This window comes from Tautonia plasticadhaerens, from assembly GCF_007752535.1.
In the GTDB taxonomy this organism is placed as follows: Bacteria; Planctomycetota; Planctomycetia; order Isosphaerales; family Isosphaeraceae; genus Tautonia; species Tautonia plasticadhaerens.
In genome coordinates this window covers 1,366,282-1,391,129 of the sequence record NZ_CP036426.1, presented here as the reverse complement: position 1 = coordinate 1,391,129, position 24,848 = coordinate 1,366,282, and the positions used below count along the sequence as shown (strand labels likewise).

The window sequence follows — 24,848 nt, the reverse complement described above, 5'->3', positions numbered from 1 at the left end:
ATCCTCGGGATCGTCTCTAGGAGATGAAGGGGAGCCTCGATCAGTTCGACGCTCTCGATCGAGCGGACTTCTCGACTGCATGGTGTTGATTATTGGCAAATCAGCAACAGCCGAATCTCCCGGGATGACGACCCGCGAGGACCAAGCTCCAGGAATTCGGGGCGGCAGTGAGCCGGCGGCCGACGCGGGCCGTGCTTGATCGGTTCGCTCAAGCCCAAACCAGACCCCCGGCGATTCCGACCGACATTCGGGGATCGGCGTGGGATCGGATCGAGTCGAGGGCCACATGCCGGCCTCACGCCCGATCGCGTTTCATTGGTCCATTTCTGGATTTGTGTCGATCGATCGCCGAGGAGTGGCTCATCCCGCCCGGCGATCTCCGGGAACCCCCAGGGGCTGGCACCGGACATGCAGTTGTCTCTCATCCGAGGGGCGGGCTGGTCCCGTGGTCCCAACGCCGGGATGGCGAGGGCAACGGAGGCCGAGCCGTCGACGGTATGCCCGCCCGGATCCTTGATTTATGAGGAGGAAACGCATGATTCGAACGGCGCTCCTACCAATCACGATGACCCTGGCCCTGGCCGTCGGCCTGGCGCCTTCGAACGCGGCCGCCCAGCAGGCCCAGCGGGCCGCGCAAGGTGGAAGCCAGGCGGTCGAAGCCCAGTGGCTCGACCAGCTGCCGGGAGACCTGCCGATCATCGTCCGGATCGGCGGCATCGGGCAGGCGACGGACAACTTCGTCACCATGCTCCGCGCCATGAGCCCGGAGGCGGCCGAACAGGTCGGCTCGCAGATCCAGGCGACGGTCTCCGAGTTCACACGGAGCCTCGGCGCCGGCCAGGGCGAGGCGCCCGCGCTGCTGCTGATCGACGTGGTCCCGCCGGGACAGCTCGGCCAGCAGATCAGCCTCCAGGGCGGCCAGTTGCAGGTCAAGCCGAGGGCCATCGCCGTCTTCGCGACGAGCGATTACGACCAGGCCCTCTCGGCGATCGCCGGCAAGGAGGACGCCCAGAAGCAGACCGATCAGGGCGTCGACTCCATCACCGCCGCCAACGGCGAGACGGTCTATGCCGTCAACAAGCAGGGCTTCGCTGCGATCAGCCAGCACGAGGACCTGATCCGCAAGGTCTCCTCGGCGCCGCAGCAGACGCTGGCCCAGACCATCGACGAGGGCCTGCGCTCCTACTTCCTCGACGGCGACATCGGCATGTATGTCGACCTGGCCGCGATCACAGAGACCTACGGCGACGAGATCGACCAGGCCCAGAACTTCCTGAAGGCGCAGACCGACCGCGCCGCCGAGCAGGGCGCCGACTTCACCGAGCAGGCCCAGTTCGCCACCCAGCAGCTGTTCAAGGCCGCCAAGAACGCCCGGGCCGTCGCCTCCCATGCCACCTTCGCCGAGCAGGGCCTGACCATCTCCGGCAAGCTGGCGATGAACGAGGATTATGAGCCGATCCGCCGCATGGCCGAGGCCGGCGACTCCCCGGCCGAGGAGCTGGCCACGCTCCCTCGCGGCAACGCCTACTACTCGTTCGACGTCTTCGACCCCGAGGCGATCAACTGGGAGTTGATCCCCGGTGCGAACGAGGTCCGGGAGTACCTGCCCGAGATCGCCAAGGTCATGGAGTCACCCGAGTTCCAGAAGGCCCAGGAGCAGTTCCGGGCCGCCGGCAAGGCGACCTACATCGCCACCCTCGGCCTGGGAGAGACCCGCACCGGCCTGAGCGTGATGAAGGCCGAGAACTCCGAATCCGTCGTCGAGGCCGTCCGGTCGGCCGTCGCCGCGGTCAAGGGCAAGGACTTCGCGCTCATCAAGGAGCTGAACATCGAGCAGGGCGCCCAGGACTACCAGGGCTACTCGTTCGACAAGATCACGGCCGCCTACGACTTCGACGCCTTCACCAAGGAGGTCGAGGCCGAGGCCAAGAAGCTCCAGCCCGAGGCCGCCGAGGGCCAGCAGGGCGAGCAGCAGCAGAAGCCGATCGACCGCGAGGAGGCCGTCGAGGTGCTCCGCAAGGTCGTCGGCGAGTCCACCACCGTCTGGGTCGGCTCCAACGGAGAGCAGGTCGTGAACCTGCTGGCCGCCAACTGGGAGGACGCCCAGAAGCAGCTGGACGCCTACCTCGCCGACGACCAGGGCATCGGCCAGACCGAGTCCTTCAAGAAGGTCCGCGCCCAGCTGCCGGACCGGGTCCGGAGCCTCTACATGGTCGACATGCAGACCGGCACCCGCCAGGTGCTGGCCGAGGCCCGTCAGGCCACCGGCGACCAGGATCTCCGGGCCGGGCAGGAGATGCCCGAGCAGCCGGCGATGGTCGGCCTAGCCGTAGTCGCCGAGCCGGACGGCCTCCGGTTCACCGGCTTCGTGCCGAGCGAGGTCGGCCCGGTGATCGAGAAGGGCATCGTCCCCCTGGTCGAGCAGCAGCTCAACCAGCAGCAGGACAACTGATCTCCGATTGACCGGACGATCGAATGGCCGAACGGCCGGGCCCTGGTGGTCGACGCTCACGCGTCGGCCGCCGGCCCGGCCGTTCTTCGTCCCGACCGGCGGCAGGCGGACGGATCCCGCCCGAATCACCGACACCCGAGGTCGCACACGCCCGACGTTCCACCCTATAATGGGAGCCTTGACGATCCACGGACGAAGGTGAGACGGCGATGAGCGTGTCGGAGCACACGTCCGATCCGGAACGAATTCTGCACGAGCGATTCGGCCTGGAGCGGTTCCGCCCCGGCCAGCGCGAGGTGATCGACGCGGTCCTCGGCGGCCGGGACGTGCTCTGCGTGATGCCCACCGGCGGCGGCAAGAGCCTCTGCTATCAGCTCCCGGCGTTGCTGATGGAGGGCCTGACGCTGGTCGTCAGCCCGCTGATCGCGCTGATGAAGGACCAGGTCGACTCCCTTCAGGCCCGGGGCCTCAGCGCGACCCTGATTAATAGCACCCTGGGCCCCGACGAGCAGCGTGTCCGGCTGATGGAGGCCGAGGCCGGGCGTTACGACCTCCTCTACGTCGCCCCTGAGCGATTCCGGAGCCACCGATTCGTCGAGACGATGGCCCGGCTCCGACCGGCCCTGTTCGCGGTCGACGAAGCCCACTGCATCAGCGAGTGGGGTCACGACTTCCGCCCCGATTATGCCCGCCTCGGCCTTGCCCGCCGCAAGCTGGGGATGCCCCCCTGCATCGCGCTGACCGCCACGGCGACCGACCTCGTCCGCCGGGACATCGCCGCGCAGCTCGACCTGAGAGAGCCGGCCCAGTTCATCACCGGATTCGACCGGCCAAACCTCTCCTATGCCGTCATCGACACCCGGCGGGACGCCGACAAGTGCGAGGAGCTCGCCCGGCTCCTGAGGAGGACCAGCGGCTCGATCGTGGTTTACACCTCCAGCCGGAAGCGATGCGAGACGATCGCCGAGTTCATCCGTCAGGATGTCCGGCGATCGGTCGTCTCCTACCACGCCGGCCTCGAACGAGCGCAGCGGCACTCCGCGCAAGAGGCGTTCATGGGCGGAGACGTCGACGTGATCGTCGCCACGAATGCCTTCGGGATGGGGGTGGACAAGCCGGACATCCGAGCGGTCGTCCATTTCAACATCCCGGGCACGTTGGAAGCCTACTACCAGGAGGCCGGTCGAGCCGGCAGGGACGGCCAGCCCGCCGACTGCCTGCTGCTCTACGCGCCGGGAGACCGCAAGCTCCAGCAATTGTTCATCGAAAGCGAGTATCCGCCCCGTGAGGTCGTCTTCCAGGTCTACGAGCATTTGCGAAGGATCGACGCCGACCCGATCGAGCTCACCCAATCGGAGATCAAGGAGGCGGTCGGCCTCGATCTGAGCGAGTCGGCCGTCGGCTCCGCCTTGAAGATCCTCGAGGGGGCCGGGGCCCTTGAGCGGTTCAGCCCCAGGGAGAATATGGCGATCATCCGGATCGACCGGGAGCCCGACGAGCCCCCACTGGCCGATCGGGTCGGGTCTCAGGCCCACGTGCAACGGCTGGTGATTCTCGGGTTGGAGAGCCTCTGCGACCGTCGACTGGGCGAGCCGGTCTACTTCCATCCTGATGAGTTCGCCTCGGGCATGGGCATCGATCGCATGGCCTTCACCCGGGCGATCAAGCACCTCTCTGCTGAATTGCCCATCACCTACGTCCCCCCCTTCCGAGGCAACGCACTCCGGGTTCTCGATCGCGACCGCCGATCCAACGAACTGGAGGTCGACTTCTCCGCGCTGGAAGCTCGCAAGGAGGCGGAGTACGAGAAGCTCGATCGGATGATCCGCTACGCCGAGGCCCGACGCTGCCGACGCGCCATGATCCTCGGCTACTTCGGAGACCCACTCGCGGGCAATTGCGGGAGATGCGACCGATGCACGGGGGGAGAAGCGGAGGCCGAATCCGAGCGTTGCCCGATCGACACGCCGGCGAGCCGCGAGGTGGTCCTCAAGATTCTCTCGGGAGTCGCCCGGACCAGGGGCCGCTTCGGGAAGAATGTCGTCGCCCAGATGTTGACCGGATCCGCGTCCGAGAAGATGGGACGCTTCAGGTTGGACCGCCTGAGCACCTTCGGCGTCCTCTCGGAGTTCAAGCAGCAGGAGATTGCCCTGCTGATCGACGCGCTGACCGAAATCGGCCTGATTCGCGTGGACGAGGTCGATCGGTTCAAACCTGTTGTCACGCTGAGCGATTCGGGTTGGTCCTACCTCCGGGCGCGAGGTGAGTCCGGAGACGGCGTCATCCTGCCGGGGCTCCCGCAGGAACTCGCGTTCAAGGTCCGTCACGGCGGCCTCCCCCGGGTCTCCCGGAAATCCCCGTCGACGGGGACGGTTCCTCCACCCGGCCCTGAGCAGGTGGGTCGCGGGGTGGCGCGCCTGCCTGCCCCTTCTTCACCCGAGAATCCCCCTGGGGTCGAAATAGACGAGGGCTTGAAGACCGACCCGCTCTGGGAACGACTCCGGGTGCTCAGGAGGACCTGGGCGCAGGCTTCGAACGTCCCGGCTTACTGCGTCTTCCACGATTCGATGTTGAAGACCCTCGTAGAAGAACGGCCTCGAACGCCCCAGGAATTGGCGGCGATCAAGGGTTTCGGCAAAGCGAAACTCGAGCGTTACGGTACCGCGCTCCTGGAGGCCATCGCCTCGGCGGCTCACCCGGATCCGACGCCTCCCATGCCCTATCAGGCCGATCAATCGGCCTCGACCAACCCCGTCGGATTTGCCGTCGAGCCGTCGGATCTCTTCGCAGGCTCGGCCGAGGACATCTCCGCAATCCCCCATGAGGAATGGACCTGCCGTTTGTTGGACCGCGGCTTCAGCGCGGCCGAGGCGGCGGCGATCCGTGGCCTGGAACTCGACGAGATCATCCGGCACGCCGCGATGCAGGCGAGACAGGGTCGGAGCGTCCCGATCGATGCGTTCCTCGGGGGCGAGCATCTCGATCGGTGGGAAGGCTGGCTCTCCGATCGAGGCCCCGACGAACCACCTCCCGAGGTGGACGGAACTCCGGATCTCTGGACGCTCTTCCTCCGCGGTCGATCAACGTCCGATGCCGTACCCGACCCTCCAATCGCGTCCTGATCGTGAGAATTGAACGCCCCATCGGTGTGATCCGATCGGCCGATCGAGCTCGACCCGACCATGCCCAAAGCCAGTCCGTTTCGGATCCAGATCCTCGACATCACGCTCCTGACGTTCGCCGCAGCACTCCTGCTCGGGCCCTGGGGGGAGATGGAGCGGGCGGAGTCCGGCCCCGAATGGAATCGGGCCGCTGCGTTGTTCTTCAATGCCCTCCTGGCGTCGGGAATGATCTCCGGGGCCATCCTGGCGCGGTGCTCCGGGAACCGCCGGGATGAGGAGTGGCTCAGTGGCGCATTCGGTACGCTGCTGGTCAACCAGGGAGTCGCGACCGCGATGCCCGATCTGGCAGTCGTCCTCATGCCGATCGGCGTGGTCATCGCCGGGGGGCTGCTGTTCTACGTCCTCGGGCACGTCGAGTTTTGATGGGGGCAGATCGATCCCGACACGCCTCCCGGCCCTCAGGCATCGAGAGCCTGGAAGGCGGCCGGGGGGTCCGCGACGAAGCTGAACATGCTGTCGAGCCGGCTGAGGCGGAAGGCCTCCGAGACGGTCGGCTCCAGGTTGCAGAGGAGGATCCGACCTCCGTTCTGGCGACATGTACGTTGGAGATTGACGAAGCCGCTGAGTGCCGCGGAACCAGCGAAGGTGACCCCCGAGAAGTCGATGATCAGGTCCGGGCGCGAACCCTCCGCCGCGGCGGTCTTGTATTTCGAGAGCAGATCCTTCACCGGGGCGGGATCGAGCCGCAGGCAGTCCCAGAATTCCGCGTACAGGATCCCTTGCTCGGTGCGCAGTTCGACCTTCGGGCTGAGCATCACGCTCCTCGTCGGATGAAACTGGATGTGAATCCGGACGATCGTCGGAGTCGGGCAGAGCCTACCACGGGGTTCGATCGGGTTCACCAGGGATGTGCTTGATCAGGCCGGAAATCACCCGTCAGCGAGGCGGGCCCTCGTCGGGAGCTCCCTTGAGGAGTTGGTCGATCTGCCCGCCCATCTTGCGACGGAACTGAGGATCATATCCGGTGATCACGGCCCGGACGACTCCCTCCCGGTCGATCAGCATGGCGGTGGGAATCGACCGAACGCCGAACGCCCTCGCCATCGAGCCGTCGGGGTCGATCGCGACCGAAGCGATCGGGGACGTTCGGAGCGACAACTCGTTCCGATCGAGGAACGTGAGGAGGTCCTTTGCGAGGAGCTCCGGGTCGTCGTCGCTCGCCTCGTCGATGCTGACGCAGAGGACCCGGAGCTCCTCGGCCGCTGCGGTGCCGGCGTATGCGTCGATCAGCGCGGCGACCTCGGGGAGTTCTTTCAGGCACGGGCCGCACCACGTCGCCCAGAAGTCGATGAGGACGACCTTGCCCTCGAGGTCGACGGCCCGGATCACCTCGCCGATCCCGTCGTCGTCGAGCAGCGACGCGGTGAACTGCGGGGCGGGCTGACCGACTCGGGGGTCGGCGGCGAGACGGGCGCCCTCCTCGCGGGCCCTCGACTCGGGGTCGAGCAACGGGCCGAGCGCCACCATCCCCGGCGGGGGCTCGGTCGAGAACGGATCGTCCCCTTCTCCGGGGGCCTCGGGGCGGATCGTGCCGGCGTCCCAGGTGACCTCGAGGCCATCGAGCGACACCCCTGGGGGCGCGAATTCGCCCAGCGTCTCGGGGGACACGACCGCCTCGGCGCCGACGATCAGCTCCGAATCGGGATCGATGAAGAGGCGCCAATCGGGCTTGCCGATCAGGGGGACCCTGAGCACCCGGACGGGAGCCCCCCGCCAGTCCCGGTCGCCTTCGAGGGCGATCCCCACGGGATCCGCGGGGATCGATCGGCCGGGCTCCTCCCCGGTCAGGAGGCCGAGGATCAACGTCAGCGGAGGCCCGAGCGGATCCCCCAGGATCTCGGAGCCGACGGCGGATGAGGCCAACAGGTCGACGCTCGCCTCGCCCGGCGCCACGATCGACTCATAATGACCGGCCGGCGTGACCACCGTGAGCATCGTGTCCCCGTCGCTCGCGACCCGAGAACCCGGGGCCTGGACGGCGAACCGATCGGGCCGGGAATAATCCAGTCGGAACGGGTCGGCCCGTTCGATCCGTTCCCCGTCGAGCACGAAGGCGACGGTGCGACCGCCCTGGTCGTGATAATGATCGAGGGCCTGATACGCCTCGGAGACGCGATCGAGCAGGGCCCGGGCGGCCTCATCGATCGTCGTCGGGATCGGTCCGAGGACCAGGCTCGCGGCGAGGAGGAGCGTCGGGCTCACGGAGCGGCCTCCTGGGCGGATGGGGGGAGACCGTCGGCGGAGATCGTTCGACGATCCCCGGGGACGGACGACGGGGGGTCAATGCCGGGAGATGATCCGGAGGGCATCGAGCCGATCGCGGTTCGGGCTCGGCATCCCGAGGCCGATGTCCCGTCGATCTCGATCATCCGACATGGGCCGAACGCCCTCAAGGACGCCCCGCCCCGGTCCCCTCCGACCTGGTTCACTCGTCGCTGCGACCGGGGCCATTCCCCTGCGGGGTCGCGAGCAGGGCGTCGATCTTCGAGGCCAATTCCCGGACAACCCGGGCGGGGGCACCGACGTGGACGGCCCGGACGATGCCCTCGGGGTCGATCAGCACGAGCATGGGGATGGCCTGGATGTCGAGGGCTTCCGTCGCCTCCCCGCCCGGGTCGATCGCCACCCGGCCGATAGGAGGTCGGTCGAGCGACAGCCCGGCAGAGGTGAGGTGCTCCTCCACCCTCGACCGGATCTCGGCGACGGGATCGACCGCCGCGTCCCCGGGGGACTCCCCATCCTCCTCGGTTTCTGCCGGGGGTTCCTCATCCGGTCGTGGGGGAGAGTCGATGTTCAGGGAGATCACGCGGAGGCGATCGGCGGCCGGACCGGACCCGGAGGCATAGCGGTCGAGCAACTGGTCGATGGCCCGTAGCTCGGGCTGGCAAGGTACACACCAGGTCGCCCAGACGTCGATCAGGACGACGTTCCCCTCGAGATCCGTGTTGGAAATGCGCTCGACCTGGTCATCCTCGGCGAGCAGTTCCAGCGAGAATTGTGGGGCCGGGCGGCCGAGGAGCCCGGCCCCGGGCTCCTCGCCGTCGGGCCCGGCCATCAACGCAGCGAGGCTCTCGACCTCCCGGGCGTCCTCCGGTGCCGCATAGGTGAAGCGGGAGTCCGGGGGCACGTCGGAGATGATGGTCCCCGGCGACCAGGAGATCTCCTTGATCTGGATGTCGTCGGGCAATTCTCCGGGGGCCGGGACGATCTCGATGCGTCGGACCAGGAAGGTTTGCGGGTCGATCAGCAGTCGGACGACCGGGCCGGAGAAGGGGACGATCCGGAGGGACCGGCACTCGATGCCGTCGACGGCACGCTCCGGCTCCCGCTCCAGGCGCTCCACCCCCTGCAGGATGGCCTGGTATGGGTCCTCCGAGGTGAGCAGCCGGAAGAGGGTCATCGACGGGATGCCGGGGAGGCCGCCGAAGATGTAGGAGGCTGCCGGATCCCGGGCGAGGGTCTCATCGGAGAGCGACTCGGGGGGGTCGGAGACGAGGTAGCGGCCCGCGATCGCCGAGACCTGACGATCGCCATCGAGATGGAACGACGCCGGCTCCGACGAGATCGCCAGGCGGTCGGGCCGGGCGAAGGCGAAGGGCCGGGGGACGACCTGCGTCTTGTCGTCGCCAGCGACGAGGAACGAGAGCCTGACGGATCCCTCGTCGACGTATCCCGGGAGTGCCTTGTAGGCCTCGGCGACGCGGGCAAGCAGGGTATGGCCAGGGTCGAGATTCGGCCCCTGCCGTGACTCGGCGGCCGGCGCAATCGCGAGGGCCGCGACCAGGGCCGAGACGGAGGCGGATGATCTACGCACGGCGAGACTCCCTTCCGGGGCGGTCGATCAGCCGGGCCCATCCTCCGGGTCCCGGCTCCTCATTCGGCCCCGAGATGGTACCCGCCCCACTTCCGGGGGTTCCAGGCCGATCCGACCCCGCCGTCGGGAGATGCCGGATCGATCGGCCCGCGACCGGGAAGGGGACGTCAGTCCGGCCGGGGCCCGAGGCCGCCCGGCGAGTCGGCGTGCAGGGGCAGCAGATGCCCCATCCGGTCCCGCTTGGCGTCGAGGTAACGCCGTCGGGCGGTCTCGTCCGGGGCGATGATCGGGACCTGGTCGACGACCTCGAGCCCATAGCCGCTGATGACGAACGCGTCCACCTTCTTCGGGTTGTTCGTCAGCAGCCGGACCTTCGAGAGGCCGAGATCCTGGAGGATTTGCAGCCCGATGCCGTAATCCCTCATGTCGGCCCGGAAGCCGAGGGCGATGTTCGCATCGACGGTGTCCATCCCCTGGTCCTGCAAGGCGTACGCCTTGAGCTTGTGGATCAGGCCGATCCCCCTGCCCTCCTGAGGCAGATAGATCAACGCCCCGGTCCCCTCTTCGGAGATCTGCTCCAATGCCATGTGGAGTTGGTCCCCGCAATCGCAACGGAGCGAGGCGAGGAGGTCGCCGGTGAAGCAGGACGAATGCAGCCGGACGAGGGGCGCCTCGACGCCCTTGAGGTCGCCGAAGGCGATGACCACCGGGGTGTTCCCCGGCTCGTGATCGACGCCGTAACCGATGATCCGGGCCTCGCCGTACTTGGTTGGGAGGTTTGCCTCGGCCTCCCGGTGGACGAGCTTTTCCAGGCGTCGGCGATACCGGATCAATTCCTCGATCGAGACGATCGGCAGGTCGAACCGCCGGGCGATCTCGTGCAGCTTCTCCCGGCTGGCCCGACCCGTCCCGTCGAGGATCTCGATCAGGACGCCCGCCGGGGCGAGGCCGGCGAGCCGGGCGAGGTCGACGGTCGCCTCGGTGTGGCCGGCCCGGCGGAGCACCCCGCCGACCCGGGCGAGCAGCGGCGGGACGTGGCCGGGCCGGACGAAGTCCGACGCCCTGGCGTCCGGGTCGACCATCGCCCGGATCGTCAGGGCTCGCTCGGCGGCGGTGATGCCGGTCTGGCAGCTCTTGTGGTCGACCTGGATGAGGAATGGGGTCTTGTGGGGGGCCGTGTTCAACTCGACGACCGGATGCAGGCCCAGCCGCTCGGCCAGGTCGGGCATGATGGGGACGCAGAGCAGTCCCCGGCCCTCGGTGATCATGAATTCGACGAGTTCGGGGGTGATCGTCTCGGCCGCGGCCACGAAGTCTCCCTCGTTTTCGCGGTCCTCGGCGTCCACCACGATCACGGCCCGGCCTTCGGCGATCGCCTTGATCGCGTCCTCGACCTTGGAAAAATGATCCCCCATGGACCCGCTCGCTCCTGCGTCCCCGCTCCGGGCGACGGCGTCGCCCCTCGATCCATCATAGGCGTCCTCACCCCGACGAACCACCCGGCGTTGAGGTCCCGGAGGGTCGAGGGTAGGATCGGTGCCGTTGGGCGGGAGGGATCGGCTCGGCCAGGTCGGGGTCAAGGGCTCATGCGTCGCATCGGATTGGTCTCGGTCTTCCTGGTGATCCCGACGGTGATCGCCCTCGCCCTGGGGCTCCTCCGGGAGGACGAGCCGATTCGGGTCACCGCCCCACTTGACGGCGGTGCGGAGCCCCCCGAGCCGGGCGCCCGGCCCCACCAGGACCCGGGAGAGTCGGTCTGGGTCGCGATCGACTTCGTCGACCTCGAGGCCGGCGGCAGCTCGGAATACTTCGGGAGGACCGACCGGGCGTCGCTCGAGACGCTCCTCAAGGGCCGGTTGGGCGGGTACTTCCGCCTCGAAGGGGTCTTCTGGATGTACGAGGACGGCGAGGTCGAGCGGCTCGACGAGGACCTCGCCTACGGCGATTCGGCCTACTTCCGGGTCGACTCCATCCGACGGGTCACCCCCCTCAAAGATGGGTTTCCCGAGGCGACCCGACGGCTCGCGCCTGGCGACCGGATCGTCCCCTCGGTCGGCCGGGACGCCTGATCGCATCCCGGCCCGACCGCGTCACATCCCGGCCCGACTATAGGCGAATCACCAGCGGATGGAGAGCCCACCGAGACCGAATCCGAAGGGGATATCGAGTCCCCCCCTCGGACCGAACCCGTACCCGTATGGGACACCGCCGCCGTACACAGGCCCGTAGCCGATCGGACCCCAGGGCCCAGGATGGGCGGGGATGGGATAGGGGGGAACCGGTCCTCCGTACCCGTAGGCCCCGTAGCCGAGAGGCGGAAGGGGATCGACATGGGTCGGGGGCATGCCGAAGGGGGGGCGGAATGCCCGATGGCGCGGGTAGCGGTGCTGGGAATGAGTAAGACGGTCCCCCAGGTGGCGTTCCCGGCGATCGGCGAGGTCTTCGAGAGCCTCTTCTCGGCGGTCGCCAAGGTCCTCGAAATCGTCTCCGCGGTCGTCGTCCCGGGCGAACACAGTCGCCGAGGAGGCCACGGCTGCGGCCCGGATCTGCGAGGCGGCAACCGGGCCGGCCAGGGCCAGGGCGAGCAGGCTCGGGGCGAGGACGCCGAGCCAATTCGGGTGGAGAATCATGCGGGTGTTCCTCGATCGGTGCGTCGGGGCCGAACGATCGGGCATGAGTCCTCCGGCCGGTTCGGCCCCGGGATGCGAGTCGGTTGCATCGTCGTCGCGGTTGCCCGATGATCGGATCAGGTGCAAGCTCCAGGCCAAACACGCGATAGGGCGGCGGAGAGCCGCGGCCCGACCGGGGGACGAGGAGAGCGATGGCCGAGGGATGGACTCCGCTGACACTTGCCTGCGTCCTGTTCCTCGTGCTCGTCCCGATGGCGATCGCCTCCTTCTTCTGGCTCCGGGGTAAGAGGGCGCTCGAGGAACTCGGCCGCGAGGTCGAGGCGCTGGCCCGGGGGCGGCCCGTCCGCCGGCTCAGGGGCAGGGTCGGGGGGCCGTCCTCCCGGCTGGCCGATCGGATCAACGAGGCGGTGCCCGACATCGAGTCGAGGATCGCCCGCCTGGAGGACGACCGCCGCAAGCTCGACGCCGTGCTCAGCGGCATGGCGGAAGGTGTGCTCGCCGTCGACGCCCGCCAGCGGATCCTCTTCGCCAATCCCGCCGCCCAGCGGATGTTCCGCCTCGCCGGCGGCGCCGACGGGCGACTGGTCATCGAGCTGGTCCGGAGCCCCCAGATCCAGATGGCCGTCGAGGCCACGCTCGCCGGACGGGGTGCCTATCGGGCCGAGCTGTCGCTCCCCGGCCGAAACCCGCTCGCCCCCGATCAGGAGCGTACCATCGCCGTGCACGGCACCCCCCTTCCCGGTTTTCCTCCCCCGGGGGCCGTGCTCGTCTTCCACGACGTGACGGACCTGCGTCGGCTGGAACGGATGAGGCAGGACTTCGTCGCCAACGCCTCCCACGAGCTGAAGACCCCGCTTGCGAGCATCAAGGTCAACACCGAGACCCTGCTGGACTGGGGCCTGCACGACGACTCGGTCAACGTAATCCTGCTCAATCAGATCGACGAGCAGGTGGATCGCCTGGACAACCTCGTCCAGGACATGCTCCGCCTCGCCCGGCTGGAGTCGAGCGACGCGCCCTTCCTGCTGGAACCGATGGCGCTGGGACCGATCGTCCGGGCCTGCGTCTCGGACCACGAGCCCAGGGCCCGAGCCAGGGAGCAACGGCTGATCGCCGAGTGCGACGCCCTGGACGATTCCGTCCGGGTGCGGGCGGCCGAGGAGGCGATCCGGCAGATCCTCGACAACCTGATCGACAATGCCATCAAATATTCCCCCGAGGGGGCCTCGATCCGGATCGCCGCCCGGACCGACGACCAGCGAGTCCGCCTGGACGTGGCCGACTCCGGCCCCGGCATCCCCCGGGACGACATCCCGCGCATCTTCGAGCGGTTCTACCGGGTCGACAAGGCTCGCAGCCGATCGCTCGGCGGCACCGGCCTGGGCCTCGCGATCGTCAAGCACCTGGCCCAGTCGCTCGGCGGCGAGGTGGGAGTCGAGAGTCAGCTCGGCGTCGGCAGCACCTTCACCATCCGGCTGCCCCGCCACCGCGAGACCGCTTGAATGCGTGCTCGAACATTCAAAAAATCCCTCCCCGGTCGAACAACTCGGGGCCGTTGGACGTAGCTTCGATCAAGGCCGATCGGTCGTCGCTAGGCGGTTGACTCGGTCGAAGGGCGACGGCTAGTCTGTCGCTCGACCCGAGAGGACGACCCGGCCCCCGGCTTTTCAAGAAACGCGGGCCGACCCGAGCCGGGTCGTCGCTCCTAAATCACCGAGCGAACCTCCAGGCGGCCCATAACGGGTCGCGACCGACGGAGCGGAACCACCGGGGCCGGCGGGATGGGCCGGCCCCGATGGATGAATTAGGTGTCGTGCCTCACGCCTCCAGGCCCGGGTCGTCCCACCAACCACCGCAGCTGCAGCGATCGCGACCCGGACCGGCCCCGATCCCCTGAACTTCCCCCAGAGGAGCTTGCACCGATGCGAACGTTCGTCTCCAGCCTCGTCGCCCTGGCCCTGGCCGTCCCGGCCGTGGCCGGCGAGTACAATAAGACGGTCAACATCGGGCAGAAGGCCCCCGACTTCTCGGGCATCCCCGCCACCGACAAGGGCCAGGACGCCTCGATCTCGCTGAGCGACATCGAGGAGGAAGTCGTCGTCCTGGTCTTCCTCGGCAATCACTGCCCGTACGTCGTCGCCATCGAGGACCACCTCAACGATTTCGTGGACAACTACGAGGGCAAGAGCGTCAAGCTCGTCGGCGTCAGCGTCAACGAGAACGAGGCCGACAAGCTGCCCCAGATCAAGGAGTGGGTCAAGAACAAGAACTCGCAGTACGTCTACGGCTACGACGAGACCCAGGAGATCGGCCGGGCGTACGGCTCGACCAAGACCCCCGAGTTCTTCGTCCTCGACAAGGACCGCACCATCCGCTACATGGGTGCCATGTACAAGAACCCGCTGAAGGTCGAGCCCAGCGACACCAACTACGTCGCCGAGGCCGTCGACGCCCTGCTGGCGGGCGAGGAGATCGAGACCAAGGAGACCCCGGCCATCGGCTGCGGTGTCCAGTACCGCCGCAAGTGAGCCGGTTGAACGCTCCCGATCCGCTTCCAACCCGCGGATCGGGCGTTCATCGATTCGACTGATCACCCGCCGCCCGTCGTCGGACCATCCCCGGCGGCGGGCGTCGTTCGTTTCCGCCTCCCGGTCGACCGTGGGGCGTGGGCCCTCCGATCGACGACCCCGAACGCCCCCCTCCAAGACCCACCCCGAGACACTCGCCGTCCATCCCCGGAGGACCGACCATGATCCGTCCCGCCCCCGCCTTGACCTCCTGGTTGCTCGCGGCCCTCGCGGCCGGCGGCCTGGGCCTGATCGGCTGCGCCGACCAAGCCGGAGAAGAAATCGAGGGCACACCCGAAGAGGTGCTCAGCCCCGAGTTCCCTGACGCCACTCAGGGTGATACCCCGATCGAATCGGAGGCGACCGTGATCGAGGGGGACGATGAGCCCTTCGTCGAACCGCCCGCGGAGCCTGGGCTCGAACCCGATCCGCTCCCCGTGCCGACGACCGAACCGGGGGCGAGCGACGCCGCGTCGGCCGGCGAGGACTCGGGACGGGCCGTGCCCGAAGACGACGAACTGCCGGCCGTGACCCACGATGAGCTCCTCGCTCGGATCGCGGAGAATGACTCCAAGGTGACCCTCGTCGACTGCTGGGCCAGCTGGTGCGACCCGTGCAAGGAGAACTTCCCCCACGTGATCGACATGGCCGGCGCGTACGCCGATCGGGGGCTGAAGGTCATCGCCCTGTCCTTCGATTCCGGCACCGAGGTCGAGGACATTGACCAGGCCCAGATCGCCGAGGCCAAGAAGTTCCTGGCCGGGCTGGACGTCTCCCGGGTCGAGAACCTCCGCCACGGCCAACTGCTCGGCGAATCGTTCGAGGCGTTCAACATCACCACCATCCCCGCCGTCTTCCTCTACGATGCCGAAGGGAATGAAGTCGCCCGCTTCACCTACGACGATCCGGAGAACCAGTTCACCTACGACATGGTCGAGACCAAGGTCGCCGAGCTCCTCGGCGTCGAGCCCGCGGGGGTGGTCGAGCCGTCCGAGTAACCCGATCTCGCCGAGGCGCCGCCCACCCGGCGGGCGAACCCCCTCCCCAATAGGGCCTCGCGGCGATATGATGACGGAATCTGAACCCCGAGACGGCCCCTTCGCGCCCGGTGCGCCGGGGGCCGCCGATCGTTCCCTACCCGGCCGGACCTGAGCACGATGAAAGAAGGCATCCACCCCAACTACCGCCCGGTCGTCTTCCACGACGCCTCGAGCGGGTTCGAAATCATCACTCGATCGACCATCAAGACCAACCAGAAGGTCACCAAGGACGGCGTCGAGTACCCGCTGGTCACGGTCGACGTCTCCAGCGCCTCTCACCCGTTCTACACCGGCAAGACGAAATTCGTGGACGCCGCCGGCCGGGTCGACAAGTTCAATCGCAAGTTCCAGGGCAAGTACGGCAAGGCCAAGAAGAAGGAAGAGCCCGAGGACGCCGAGGCCTGACCGCCCTCGGCCCACCACCGCGGCCGTCGAGCCCGGCCCTCCCCCGTGCGTCCAGGGGCCCGGAGGGCGGGCCGTCGGCCGTCCGGGGTCATCGGCTTCGCGCCGGGGGCCGCGGGTCGGGCCGATGCGGTCGACCGGGCCTCGACCCCCCACGGTTGCCGATCGCCGGACCGATCGACCGGTGAATTTCGGATTGTCCCCTGATTCCTCCCCTGCCTACGGGCCACGGCCTCCTGCCGACTCTCCCGCGTGTTCGAGAAACTCCAGTCCGACTACCGCCGGTTCCTCGAGGTCGACTCGGCCCTGCTCGACCCGCACGTGTCGTCGGACCCCGTACGGGTCTCGGCTTTGGCGAAGGAACGAGGGACCCTGGCGAAATCGGCCGTCCCCTACGGGCGTTACCTCGATCTCGGGCAGCAGATCGCCGAGGCCGAGGCGATGGCGGTCGAGGAGTCCGACCCCGACATGAGGGCCTACGCCGAGGCCGAGCTGGAAGCGCTCCGCGCTCGCCGCGAGGAGCTGGCCGAGACCCTCCGGAACCTGCTGTACGACCGGGCGGCCGGGGCCGACCGGTCGGGTCTCATCATGGAGATTCGGGCCGGCACCGGCGGCGACGAGGCGGCCCTCTTCGCCAGGGATCTCCTCGAAATGTACCGCCGGTACTGCGAGTCCAAGCGCTGGTCCTTCGAGGTCCTGGATCTGACCCCGACCGAGCTGGGCGGTGCGAAAGAGGTCAGTTTCGCCATCAACGGCGACGGGGCCTTCCGCCACCTCCAGTTCGAGAGCGGCGGCCACCGGGTCCAGCGGGTGCCGGAGACCGAGGCCCAGGGGCGGATCCATACCTCGGCCGCCACCGTCGCCGTCCTGCCGGAGCCGGAAGAGGTCGAGGTCGACATCCGATCAGAGGACATCGAAACCGACGTGATGCGTGCCGGGGGCCCGGGTGGCCAGCACCAGAACAAGACCGAGAGTGCCGTCCGGCTGACCCACCGGCCCAGCGGCATCGTCGTGGTCTGCCGCGACGAACGAAGCCAGCACAAGAATCGGGCCAAGGCCCTCCGGTTGCTTCGCTCCCGGCTGTTCGACCGGATGCAGGAGGCCGCCGCCGCCGAGCGGGCCGAGCAGCGTCGGACCCTGATCGGCTCCGGCGACCGATCCCAGCGCATCCGGACCTACAACTTCCCGCAGAACCGGGTGACGGATCACCGGATCAACCTGACGCTCTACAGCCTCGACCGGATCATCCTCGGCGACCTCGACCCCCTCACCGACGCGATGATCCACCACGACCGCCGAGAGCAACTCGGGGAGCTCTGAACCTGTGCCCGACCGAGACGAGCCCTGGACGATCCTCAGGCTCCTGAACTGGACGCAGTCCTACCTCCGTGACAAGGGGTCCGAGAGCCCCCGGCTCGATGCCGAGGTGCTGCTCTCCCACGTCCTGCAGACCGACCGCGTTAAGCTCTACACGCAATACGCCCAGGAAGTGGGATCCACCGACCGTGCCTCCTACCGTGAGCTGATCCGGAAGCGGGCCGAAGGGTCGCCGGTCGCCTACCTCGTCGGCCGCAAGGAGTTCTTCTCCCTGCCCCTGTCCGTCTCCCCTGGCGTCCTGATCCCCCGTCCCGACACCGAGTTCGCGGTGGTCGAGTGCCTCGATGTACTCAAGGGCCGGGCCGAGCCCCTGGTGGTCGACGTCGGCACCGGCTCCGGGGCGATCGCGTTGGCGGTCGCCCACCAGCGGATCGACGCCCGGCTGGTGGCCATCGATCTCAGCCCGGACGCCCTGGCCGTCGCCCGGTCCAACGCCGAGCGACACCGCCTCTCCGATCGCGTCGAGTTCGTCGAGGGGGATCTCCTCGCCCCGGTGGCCGACCGAGGCCCGTTCGACGTGATCATCTCGAACCCGCCGTATATCCCGACGGGCGTGATCCCGACCCTCGACGCCGGTGTCCGCGAGTTCGAGCCGCACCTCGCCCTCGATGGCGGCGAGGACGGCCTCCGGGTCGTCTCCCGGCTGATCGAGCAGGCGGCACCCCTGCTGAAGCCGGGGGGCCACCTCATCCTGGAAATCGGATCGGATCAGGAGCAGCCCGTCCGGGATCTGCTCGGGTCCTTTCCCGAGTTGGAACCGGCACCCACCGTCCGGGACGGCGCCGGACACCCCAGGGTCATCCGAGCCCGTCGTCGCGACGGATGATCCGGCCAACGATCATGGCCTGTCGGGTCAAAGGTCGACTTTCTCGTGATCGGCCGGCTTGTGCGACTCGCCCGTCAACTTCGCCTTGAGATAGCCGACGGCGTGGACGACCGCGCCGGGGGCGGTATCCCAGAACTCCCCCTTGTCGGCCTCGACCCGGATCAGGGCCAACTCGGGATCATCCAGCCCCTTCGGGAACCACGCCTCGTAGGCCGGGGTCCACATCCGCTCGGCCCGCTGGCGATCCTGCACGAGGCGGGCCTTGCCGGCGATGGAAACGTACTTCTCGGACTTCGGGCAGGCGAAGCCCAGGTTCACGTGCCGATCCCGACCGATGTCGAAGACCTTGGTCGAGTGCTCTCGGGTGAAGAACCAGAGGGTCCCGTCGAACTCGCCGTCCACGTGAGTCTGCATCGGTCGGCTCCGGAGAGTGCCATCCGGCTCGACCGTCGTCATCATCGCGACGCCGAGGTCGGCGATCAGCTCGCCGAGCCTCCGGACGTCCTCGTTTCGGGTTCGCTCCGTGGCCATGTCGTTCTCCTCGCGCATCGGGACGGGAATTCGCGATCGAGAATTGCAAGCGGCATGCCGGTCCTCATGCCGGCGAAACCGGGCGAGGGATGATGCCGGGCCCGGGACCACCCGGGATCGCCGACCGGGCAGGACGCGCTATTCCGACTCCCCGATCGGCCGGGCCGGGACGCCGACCACGGTCTGGCCGGGTGCCACGTCCTTCCCCTTGGGTACGACCGCCCCGGCGCCGACCGTCGCCCCCCGGCCGATGGTGACCGGGGCGATCAGGACCGCACCGGAGCCGATGAAGGCACCGGGCTCGATCAGGGTCTGCGCCTTGACCCGCCCGTCGAAGTTCGCCGTGATCGTGCCGGCGCCGATGTTCGCACCCTCGCCGACCCGCGCGTTCCCCAGGTAGGCCAGGTGTCTGGCCCGGGAGCCGGGCTCGAGGGTCGATTGGCTCACCTCGACGAACGCGCCCGCCTCCGCGCCGTCCTCCAGCACGGTGCCGTCCCTCAGATGCGAGAACGGCCCGACCCTGCATCCCCGGCCGATCCTCACCCGGCCGCTGATGACCGTGAAGGGGTAGATCGTCGTCTCGGGGCCGATTTCCGCGCGGCCGTCGATCGAGGTGTTCCTGGGGTCGACGATGCTGACCCCATCGTCCATCAGCCTGGACTGGATCCGTCGCTGCATCACGACGTGGGCCTCGGCCAGGTGCTCCCTGGTGTTCACGCCGAGCACGTCCTCGGCGTCGAGCACCGGCACGGCTGAGACGCTCCGGTCCATCTGGATGAGCAATTCGGGGGCGTCGGTCAAGTAATATTCGCCCTGGGCGTTGGACGTGTCGAGGCGGCCGAGCGCATCCCAGAGGATCGGCAGCTCGAAGACGTAGCAGCTCGGGTTGATCTCCCGGATCGCGGCTTCTTCGGGGGTGCAGTCCCGCTGCTCGACGATCCGCAGGAACCGCCCGGCGGAGTCCCGGAGGATGCGGCCGAATCCGGAGGGGTCGGGCACGACGGCGGTGCCCATCAGGCAATCGAGCTGCTCGAACTGCTGACGCTGGAGCAGGTCGCCGAGCGGACCGGCCCTCAGCAGTGGCTCGTCCCCGACGAGCACGAGGGCCGGCCCCCGATAGCCGTCCAGAAGCGGGCGGCAGGCGATCACCGCGTCTCCGGTGCCGAGTTGCCGATGCTGGGTCACGAAATGGACGTCGGGCTCGTCGGCGAGGGCGGTCCGGACCTGATCGGCGCCGAAGCCGACCACGACGATGATCGACTTCGCCCCCGCTCCCCGGGCCGCGTCGACGACGTATCGGATCATCGGCTGGCCGCAGACCTCGTGCAGGACCTTGGCCCGATCCGACCGCATCCGCTTCCCCTGACCGGCCGCCAGGATGATTGCCACCGGACCCTGCATGATTGCTCCGCTCATCGAAGGAAATCGCCCCGGGGGCCCCGACCCGAGCCCGGCCCGCTCCCGGGGCCCCGATGCCTCTCCGACCGATGCTAGCGACGGCCGAACGACCGGTCAAATCGGCCCGGGTCGGCGCGAGGGAGCCCGTGAACCTTGAAGCCGGAGGATCGTGTCCCGTATAGTGGCCGCGTCCGGGCCGGCGGACTACTCGGGAAGCGATCACGACCCAGACGCTAGGCCCGCGTTCGACGGCATGCAACGGATCGGACTGGAGCCCTTTCTGATGAACCTCAGTGCCGAGGAGATCGCCAAGGTCGCCCTGCTTGCCCGCCTCCGCATCGGTCCGGAGGAGCTGGAAACCTACACCGATCAGATCAACGAAATCATCCATTACGTCGAGCAGCTCCAGCAGGTCGACGTCTCCGGTGTGGAACCGCTGGCCCACGGGGTCGAGGTCCGGAACGTCTTCCGGGAGGACCGTCGGACCGACCCCCTCCCCCGGGAAGAGGCGCTGTCCAACGCCCCGAGGCGAAACCACGAGGCATTCCTCGTGCCCGCCGTGCTCCAGTGAGCCGACGGGAGGTCCGCACGACGGCTTCCCCGATCCCCCCGAGACCGCACCTGAGAGGACGACCGCCTTCATGGACCCGCTGGGCGCGACGATTTCCGGCTTGCTGGACGGCTATTCCTCGGGCTCCTTCTCGAGCGAGGAGGCCGTTCGGGGCTTCGTCGATCGCGTCGTCGCCTACAACGCCCGGCTCAATGCCTTGCTCGACTTCGACCCCGAGCCCGCCCTGGAGCAGGCCCGGGCGATCGACGCCCGCCGTAGGTCCGGCGAGCCGCTCGGCCCACTCGCCGGCGTGCCGATCGCCATCAAAGACAATATCTGTCGCCGGGGGGAGCCGACCACCTGCTGCAGCCGGATGCTCTCGAACTACCGGCCGCCGTTCGACGCCGCCGTGATCGGCAAGCTCCGGGAGGCCGACGCCATCCTGCTCGGCCGCCTGAACATGGACGAGTTCGCGATGGGCTCGTCCAACGAGACCAGTGCCTACGGCCCGGCCCGCAACCCCTGGGACACCGACCGGTCGCCGGGCGGCTCCTCCGGCGGGGCCGCCTCGGCCGTGGCCGCCTCGCTCGCCCCGACGGCATTGGGGAGCGACACCGGCGGCTCGATCCGGCAGCCCGCGGCGTTGACGGGCACTGTTGGCCTGAAGCCCACGTATGGGCGGGTCAGCCGCTACGGCCTCGTCGCCTTCGCCAGCTCGCTCGACCAGATCGGCCCGTTCGGTCGCGAAGTGGCCGACGTCGCCCGGGTCCTCTCGGTCATCGCCGGGCAGGATCCGAGGGACGCGACCAGCGTCGACCTCCCGGTGCCCGATTACCTCACCGCCATCGAGTCGAAGGGCGAACGCCCGCTCCGGGTCGGCATCGCCCGGGAATTCTTCGGCGAAGGCCTGGACCCGGAGATCGAGTCGGCCGTCCGGGAGGCCTCCCGGATTTTCGAGTCCGAAGGGGCGACCGTCTCCAAGATCTCCCTCCCCAACACCACGCAGGCCATCCCCGCCTATTACATCGTTGCCCCGGCAGAGGCCTCCAGCAACCTCGCCCGATATGACGGGACCATCTTCGGCCACCGAGCCGAGGACTTCGGACCGAAGTCCGAGGTCGAGAAGGATCTCCCCGCCCTGATCCGCATGATGATGGCCTCCCGGGCCGAAGGGTTCGGACCCGAGGTGACCCGACGGATCATGCTCGGCACGTTCGTCCTCTCCGCCGGGTACGCCGATCAATATTATGTCCGGGCGTTGAAGGTCCGCCGCCTGATCCGTGACGACTACGACCGTGCATTCCGTGACGTCGACGTGATCCTCGGCCCGACCAGCCCGGTCCCCGCCTTCAAGGTCGGGGAGAAGATCAGCGACCCGCTGGCGATGTACCTGCTCGACGTCTACACCGGCCCGGCCAACCTCGCCGGCATCCCCGGGATCAGCCTCCCGGGCGGCCTGACCAAGTCCGGCCTGCCGATCGGCATCCAGCTCCAGGCCCCCGCCTTCGCCGAGGAGACCCTCCTCCGCGCCGCCCGGACCTTCGAGCGTGCCACCGACTGGAACACCAAGCGACCGACGCTGGACTGAGCCGAGGACCGATGGACGCCACCGCGACTTCCATGGACTACGACATCATCATCGGCCTCGAGATTCATGTCCAGCTGCAGACCGAGAGCAAGATGTTCTCCGGTTGCGGCACCGAGTTCGGCCTCCCTCCGAACACCCAGACCGACCCGGTCTCGCTCGGCCTGCCGGGCACGCTGCCGGTCATGAACGGCAAGGCGTTCAACCTGGCCCTGAAGACGGCGCTGGCGTTCGGCGCGGAGGTCGCCCGCTTCACGAAGTGGGATCGCAAGAACTACTACTACCCCGACCTGCCCAAGAACTACCAGATCAGCCAGTATGACCTCCCCTTCAGCACCGGAGGCGGGCTGCCGATCCCGGCCCGCAAGGACGGCGGCGGGGGCGGCGACGTCCGACTGACGCGCATCCACCTGGAGGAGGACACCGGCAAGATGATCCACGCCGCCGGCGGGATGTCCGAGGTGGACCTCAACCGCGCCGGAGTCCCGCTCCTGGAGATCGTCACCGAGCCCGACCTCCGCGACCCGGCCGACGCCAGGGGCTGCCTGGAGGAGCTGCGGCTGACGCTCCGCTACCTCGGCGTCTCCGATTGCGAGATGCAGGAGGGGAGCCTCCGGTGCGACGCCAACGTGAATCTCCACATCCGCACCGCTGACGGCAGGACGGTCGCCACGCCGATCGTCGAGATCAAGAACATGAACAGCTTCAGCGCCGTCGAGAAGGCGCTGCACTACGAGGTCGAGCGGCAGTTCAAGGACTGGGAGGAGACAGGCCTCACCATCGAGGACGCCCCCAAGCAGACGCGAGGCTGGAGCGACGCCGCCGGCGAGACGAAGGTCCAGCGGGAGAAGGAGACCGCCGCCGACTACCGCTACTTCCCCGAGCCGGACCTCGTCCCCGTCGAGGTCGACGACGCCTGGATCGCCCGGCTCCGCGCGGAAATCGGCGAGCTTCCCATGGCCCGCCGATCGCGGTTCGAGTCGGAGTACGGCCTCTCGGCCTACGACGCCAACGTCCTCGTCGAGCAGGGCCAGGACGTGGCCGACTACTTCGACGCCGTCGCCCGGGAGGCCGGCGAGGCGAAACTGGCGAGCAACTGGATCCAGCAGGACGTCCTCCGCGAGATCAAGGAGAAGAAGCTCGCCCTGGCCGACTTCCCCGTGGGCCCCGAGGCGCTCTCCGACCTCATCAAGCGGGTCAAGCGCAAGGAGCTGAACACGAATCAAGGGCGAGAGGTGCTCTCCCGGATGATCGACACCGGCAAGCCCGCCGATGCGATTATTGCCGAGGGCGGGTACGGGCTCATCGGCGACAAGGACGAACTGGCCGCGGTCGTCGCCTCGACGATCGAGGCCAATCCCAAGGCGCTCGAAGACCTCGCCGGGGGGAAGAAGAAGCCCGAGGCCGTGAAGGGCTGGCTCCGGGGCCAGGTGATGAAGCAGACCCAGGGCAAGGCCGACCCCGCCCTCGTCGTCGAGCTGCTCGAGGCCCGGCTCGCCGAGCTGGGCCACTGATCCAGGTGAACAGATCCCCCGACCGAACCGGGACCCGGAGCCCACCGCCAATGACCAACCGACGCTCGTTCCTCCGCTCGTCCGGCCTCGGCCTGGCCGCCTCGCTGGCCTCCGGCATCCGGCCCTCGGCCTCCCTGGCCGCGCAGGAGACCACCGCCGGCCCCCCGATCCGCAAGGCGATCAAGATCGGCATGGCGCCCCGAGACCTGCCGCTGGTCGAGCGGTTCAAGCTGATCAAGGTGTGCGGCTTCGACGGCGTCGACATGGACAGCCCGAACGACCTGCCGCGTGAAGAGGTGATCCGCGCCCGGGACGAATCCGGACTGATCATCCACGGCTGCGTCTGCTCGACGCACTGGTCCAGCCCGCTCTCCCACCCCGATCCCGAGGTCCGCGCGAAGACCGTCTCCGGCATGACGACCGCTCTGGAAGACTGCAAGGCCTACGGCGGGACGACCGTCCTGCTCGTCCCGGCCGTCGTGAACGAGTCGATCTCCTACGCCGACGCCTACGACCGCTCCCAGGCCGAAGTCCGCTCGCTGCTGCCGAAGGCCGAGGAATTGGGCATCACCGTCGCCTTCGAGAACGTCTGGAATAATTTCCTGCTCAGCCCGCTGGAGTTCGCCCGTTACATCGACGAGTTCGAGAGTGATCGCGTCGGCGCCTACTTCGATATCGGCAACGTCGTCCGCTTCGGCTGGCCCGAGCAATGGGTCCGAATCCTCGGCGACCGGATCGTCAAGCTCGACGTCAAGGAGTACAGCCGGGACATCCAGATGAACGAGGGCCTGGCCAAGGGCTTCAACGTCCCGCTCGGCGAGGGCTCGGTCGATTGGCCGGCCGTCGTCCAGGCGATCGACGAGATCGGCTATCGGGGCTGGGCCACGGCCGAACTGCGAGGCGGCGACGCCGACTACCTCGAGGACGTGGCCACCCGGATGGACCGTTGCTTCGGCATGGGCTGAGCCCCGAAATCGGCC

The 24,848-nt window shown here is 68.3% G+C and carries 21 protein-coding genes; 15 read left to right on the top strand and 6 right to left on the bottom strand.

The features are described 5' to 3' along the window. The first annotated feature begins 535 nt into the window (after nucleotides 1-535). The 3 genes from ElP_RS05255 to ElP_RS05245 all read left to right on the top strand — a co-directional run bounded on the left by ElP_RS05255 (nucleotide 536) and on the right by ElP_RS05245 (nucleotide 5,997). On the top strand, nucleotides 536-2,452 hold the full coding sequence (locus ElP_RS05255; RefSeq protein ID WP_145267630.1) for a hypothetical protein: 1,917 nt from the start codon (nucleotides 536-538) through the stop codon (nucleotides 2,450-2,452). Between the two features lie 209 nt (nucleotides 2,453-2,661). Continuing rightward, nucleotides 2,662-5,574 carry a RecQ family ATP-dependent DNA helicase gene (locus tag ElP_RS05250; RefSeq protein ID WP_145267629.1) on the top strand — a complete coding sequence of 971 codons (2,913 nt, stop codon included), beginning with the start codon at nucleotides 2,662-2,664 and terminating at the stop codon, nucleotides 5,572-5,574. Between the two features lie 60 nt (nucleotides 5,575-5,634). Continuing rightward, nucleotides 5,635-5,997 (top strand): hypothetical protein, encoded by a 363-nt coding sequence (locus tag ElP_RS05245; RefSeq protein WP_145267628.1) that lies wholly within the window; start codon nucleotides 5,635-5,637, stop codon nucleotides 5,995-5,997. Between the two features lie 35 nt (nucleotides 5,998-6,032). Here ElP_RS05245 and ElP_RS05240 read toward each other — a convergent pair whose 3' ends face one another. The 4 genes from ElP_RS05240 to ribA all read right to left on the bottom strand — a co-directional run bounded on the left by ElP_RS05240 (nucleotide 6,033) and on the right by ribA (nucleotide 10,863). Beyond that, nucleotides 6,033-6,389 carry an STAS domain-containing protein gene (locus tag ElP_RS05240; protein ID WP_145267627.1) on the bottom strand — a complete coding sequence of 119 codons (357 nt, stop codon included), beginning with the start codon at nucleotides 6,387-6,389 and terminating at the stop codon, nucleotides 6,033-6,035. A 121-nt stretch (nucleotides 6,390-6,510) separates the two neighbouring features. Then, the gene (locus tag ElP_RS05235; protein ID WP_145267626.1) at nucleotides 6,511-7,836 is read right to left on the bottom strand and encodes a TlpA family protein disulfide reductase; all 1,326 of its coding nucleotides are present in this window, start codon (nucleotides 7,834-7,836) and stop codon (nucleotides 6,511-6,513) included. 223 nt (nucleotides 7,837-8,059) lie between these two features. Then, nucleotides 8,060-9,448: a TlpA family protein disulfide reductase gene (locus tag ElP_RS05230; RefSeq protein WP_145267625.1), complete on the bottom strand. Its 1,389-nt coding sequence runs from the start codon at nucleotides 9,446-9,448 to the stop codon at nucleotides 8,060-8,062. A 167-nt stretch (nucleotides 9,449-9,615) separates the two neighbouring features. Then, nucleotides 9,616-10,863 carry a GTP cyclohydrolase II gene (gene ribA, locus ElP_RS05225; RefSeq protein ID WP_145267624.1) on the bottom strand — a complete coding sequence of 416 codons (1,248 nt, stop codon included), beginning with the start codon at nucleotides 10,861-10,863 and terminating at the stop codon, nucleotides 9,616-9,618. 171 nt (nucleotides 10,864-11,034) lie between these two features. Here ribA and ElP_RS05220 point away from each other — a divergent pair, with 171 nt between their 5' ends. The 8 genes from ElP_RS05220 (at nucleotide 11,035) to prmC (ending at nucleotide 18,290) form a co-directional block, all read left to right on the top strand. Further along, nucleotides 11,035-11,517 (top strand): hypothetical protein, encoded by a 483-nt coding sequence (locus ElP_RS05220; RefSeq protein WP_145267623.1) that lies wholly within the window; start codon nucleotides 11,035-11,037, stop codon nucleotides 11,515-11,517. Nucleotides 11,518-11,841: 324 nt separating this feature from the next. Further along, nucleotides 11,842-12,189 (top strand): hypothetical protein, encoded by a 348-nt coding sequence (locus ElP_RS05215; protein WP_145267622.1) that lies wholly within the window; start codon nucleotides 11,842-11,844, stop codon nucleotides 12,187-12,189. 80 nt (nucleotides 12,190-12,269) lie between these two features. Then, nucleotides 12,270-13,580, top strand: a complete 1,311-nt coding sequence (locus tag ElP_RS05210; protein WP_231749498.1) for a sensor histidine kinase — start codon at nucleotides 12,270-12,272, stop codon at nucleotides 13,578-13,580. A 420-nt stretch (nucleotides 13,581-14,000) separates the two neighbouring features. Next, complete coding sequence (locus ElP_RS05205) at nucleotides 14,001-14,606, top strand: thioredoxin family protein (protein ID WP_145267621.1); 606 nt, start codon at nucleotides 14,001-14,003, stop codon at nucleotides 14,604-14,606. Nucleotides 14,607-14,827: 221 nt separating this feature from the next. Further along, the gene (locus ElP_RS05200) at nucleotides 14,828-15,643 is read left to right on the top strand and encodes a TlpA family protein disulfide reductase (RefSeq protein WP_145267620.1); all 816 of its coding nucleotides are present in this window, start codon (nucleotides 14,828-14,830) and stop codon (nucleotides 15,641-15,643) included. 159 nt (nucleotides 15,644-15,802) lie between these two features. Beyond that, nucleotides 15,803-16,090 (top strand): type B 50S ribosomal protein L31, encoded by a 288-nt coding sequence (locus ElP_RS05195; RefSeq protein WP_145267619.1) that lies wholly within the window; start codon nucleotides 15,803-15,805, stop codon nucleotides 16,088-16,090. Nucleotides 16,091-16,339: 249 nt separating this feature from the next. Beyond that, nucleotides 16,340-17,407 (top strand): peptide chain release factor 1, encoded by a 1,068-nt coding sequence (prfA, locus tag ElP_RS05190; RefSeq protein WP_145267618.1) that lies wholly within the window; start codon nucleotides 16,340-16,342, stop codon nucleotides 17,405-17,407. 4 nt (nucleotides 17,408-17,411) lie between these two features. Then, nucleotides 17,412-18,290 (top strand): peptide chain release factor N(5)-glutamine methyltransferase, encoded by an 879-nt coding sequence (gene prmC, locus ElP_RS05185; protein ID WP_231749496.1) that lies wholly within the window; start codon nucleotides 17,412-17,414, stop codon nucleotides 18,288-18,290. A gap of 27 nt (nucleotides 18,291-18,317) precedes the next feature. On the opposite strand, the gene ElP_RS05180 is transcribed toward prmC, so the two are convergent. Next, nucleotides 18,318-18,821 (bottom strand): pyridoxamine 5'-phosphate oxidase family protein, encoded by a 504-nt coding sequence (locus tag ElP_RS05180; RefSeq protein WP_145267617.1) that lies wholly within the window; start codon nucleotides 18,819-18,821, stop codon nucleotides 18,318-18,320. Nucleotides 18,822-18,959: 138 nt separating this feature from the next. Then, nucleotides 18,960-20,237 carry a bifunctional UDP-N-acetylglucosamine diphosphorylase/glucosamine-1-phosphate N-acetyltransferase GlmU gene (locus tag ElP_RS05175; protein ID WP_231749494.1) on the bottom strand — a complete coding sequence of 426 codons (1,278 nt, stop codon included), beginning with the start codon at nucleotides 20,235-20,237 and terminating at the stop codon, nucleotides 18,960-18,962. A gap of 265 nt (nucleotides 20,238-20,502) precedes the next feature. Between ElP_RS05175 and gatC the strand changes: the two genes are divergently transcribed. From gatC to ElP_RS05155, 4 genes are all read left to right on the top strand, one after another. Further along, entirely contained in the window at nucleotides 20,503-20,790 is a 288-nt protein-coding gene (gene gatC, locus ElP_RS05170; protein ID WP_145267616.1) for an Asp-tRNA(Asn)/Glu-tRNA(Gln) amidotransferase subunit GatC, read from the top strand. 70 nt (nucleotides 20,791-20,860) lie between these two features. Continuing rightward, complete coding sequence (gene gatA, locus ElP_RS05165; protein ID WP_145267615.1) at nucleotides 20,861-22,357, top strand: Asp-tRNA(Asn)/Glu-tRNA(Gln) amidotransferase subunit GatA; 1,497 nt, start codon at nucleotides 20,861-20,863, stop codon at nucleotides 22,355-22,357. A gap of 11 nt (nucleotides 22,358-22,368) precedes the next feature. Beyond that, complete coding sequence (gene gatB, locus ElP_RS05160) at nucleotides 22,369-23,868, top strand: Asp-tRNA(Asn)/Glu-tRNA(Gln) amidotransferase subunit GatB (protein ID WP_231749492.1); 1,500 nt, start codon at nucleotides 22,369-22,371, stop codon at nucleotides 23,866-23,868. A 50-nt stretch (nucleotides 23,869-23,918) separates the two neighbouring features. Further along, entirely contained in the window at nucleotides 23,919-24,833 is a 915-nt protein-coding gene (locus tag ElP_RS05155) for a sugar phosphate isomerase/epimerase family protein (RefSeq protein ID WP_145267614.1), read from the top strand. Nucleotides 24,834-24,848: the final 15 nt, after the last annotated feature.

Coding starts and splice junctions, on each gene's coding strand:
- ElP_RS05175 (WP_231749494.1), bottom strand. CDS start 20,237: ATGAGCGGAGCAATCATGCAGGGTCCGGTGGCAATCATCCTGGCGGCC.
- ElP_RS05255 (WP_145267630.1), top strand. CDS start 536: ATGATTCGAACGGCGCTCCTACCAATCACGATGACCCTGGCCCTGGCC.
- ElP_RS05200 (WP_145267620.1), top strand. CDS start 14,828: ATGATCCGTCCCGCCCCCGCCTTGACCTCCTGGTTGCTCGCGGCCCTC.
- ElP_RS05205 (WP_145267621.1), top strand. CDS start 14,001: ATGCGAACGTTCGTCTCCAGCCTCGTCGCCCTGGCCCTGGCCGTCCCG.
- ElP_RS05210 (WP_231749498.1), top strand. CDS start 12,270: ATGGCCGAGGGATGGACTCCGCTGACACTTGCCTGCGTCCTGTTCCTC.
- ElP_RS05245 (WP_145267628.1), top strand. CDS start 5,635: ATGCCCAAAGCCAGTCCGTTTCGGATCCAGATCCTCGACATCACGCTC.
- gatB (WP_231749492.1), top strand. CDS start 22,369: ATGGACGCCACCGCGACTTCCATGGACTACGACATCATCATCGGCCTC.
- gatC (WP_145267616.1), top strand. CDS start 20,503: ATGAACCTCAGTGCCGAGGAGATCGCCAAGGTCGCCCTGCTTGCCCGC.
- ElP_RS05240 (WP_145267627.1), bottom strand. CDS start 6,389: ATGCTCAGCCCGAAGGTCGAACTGCGCACCGAGCAAGGGATCCTGTAC.
- ElP_RS05215 (WP_145267622.1), top strand. CDS start 11,842: ATGAGTAAGACGGTCCCCCAGGTGGCGTTCCCGGCGATCGGCGAGGTC.
- ElP_RS05180 (WP_145267617.1), bottom strand. CDS start 18,821: ATGGCCACGGAGCGAACCCGAAACGAGGACGTCCGGAGGCTCGGCGAG.
- ribA (WP_145267624.1), bottom strand. CDS start 10,863: ATGGGGGATCATTTTTCCAAGGTCGAGGACGCGATCAAGGCGATCGCC.
- ElP_RS05250 (WP_145267629.1), top strand. CDS start 2,662: ATGAGCGTGTCGGAGCACACGTCCGATCCGGAACGAATTCTGCACGAG.
- gatA (WP_145267615.1), top strand. CDS start 20,861: ATGGACCCGCTGGGCGCGACGATTTCCGGCTTGCTGGACGGCTATTCC.
- ElP_RS05155 (WP_145267614.1), top strand. CDS start 23,919: ATGACCAACCGACGCTCGTTCCTCCGCTCGTCCGGCCTCGGCCTGGCC.
- ElP_RS05220 (WP_145267623.1), top strand. CDS start 11,035: ATGCGTCGCATCGGATTGGTCTCGGTCTTCCTGGTGATCCCGACGGTG.
- ElP_RS05195 (WP_145267619.1), top strand. CDS start 15,803: ATGAAAGAAGGCATCCACCCCAACTACCGCCCGGTCGTCTTCCACGAC.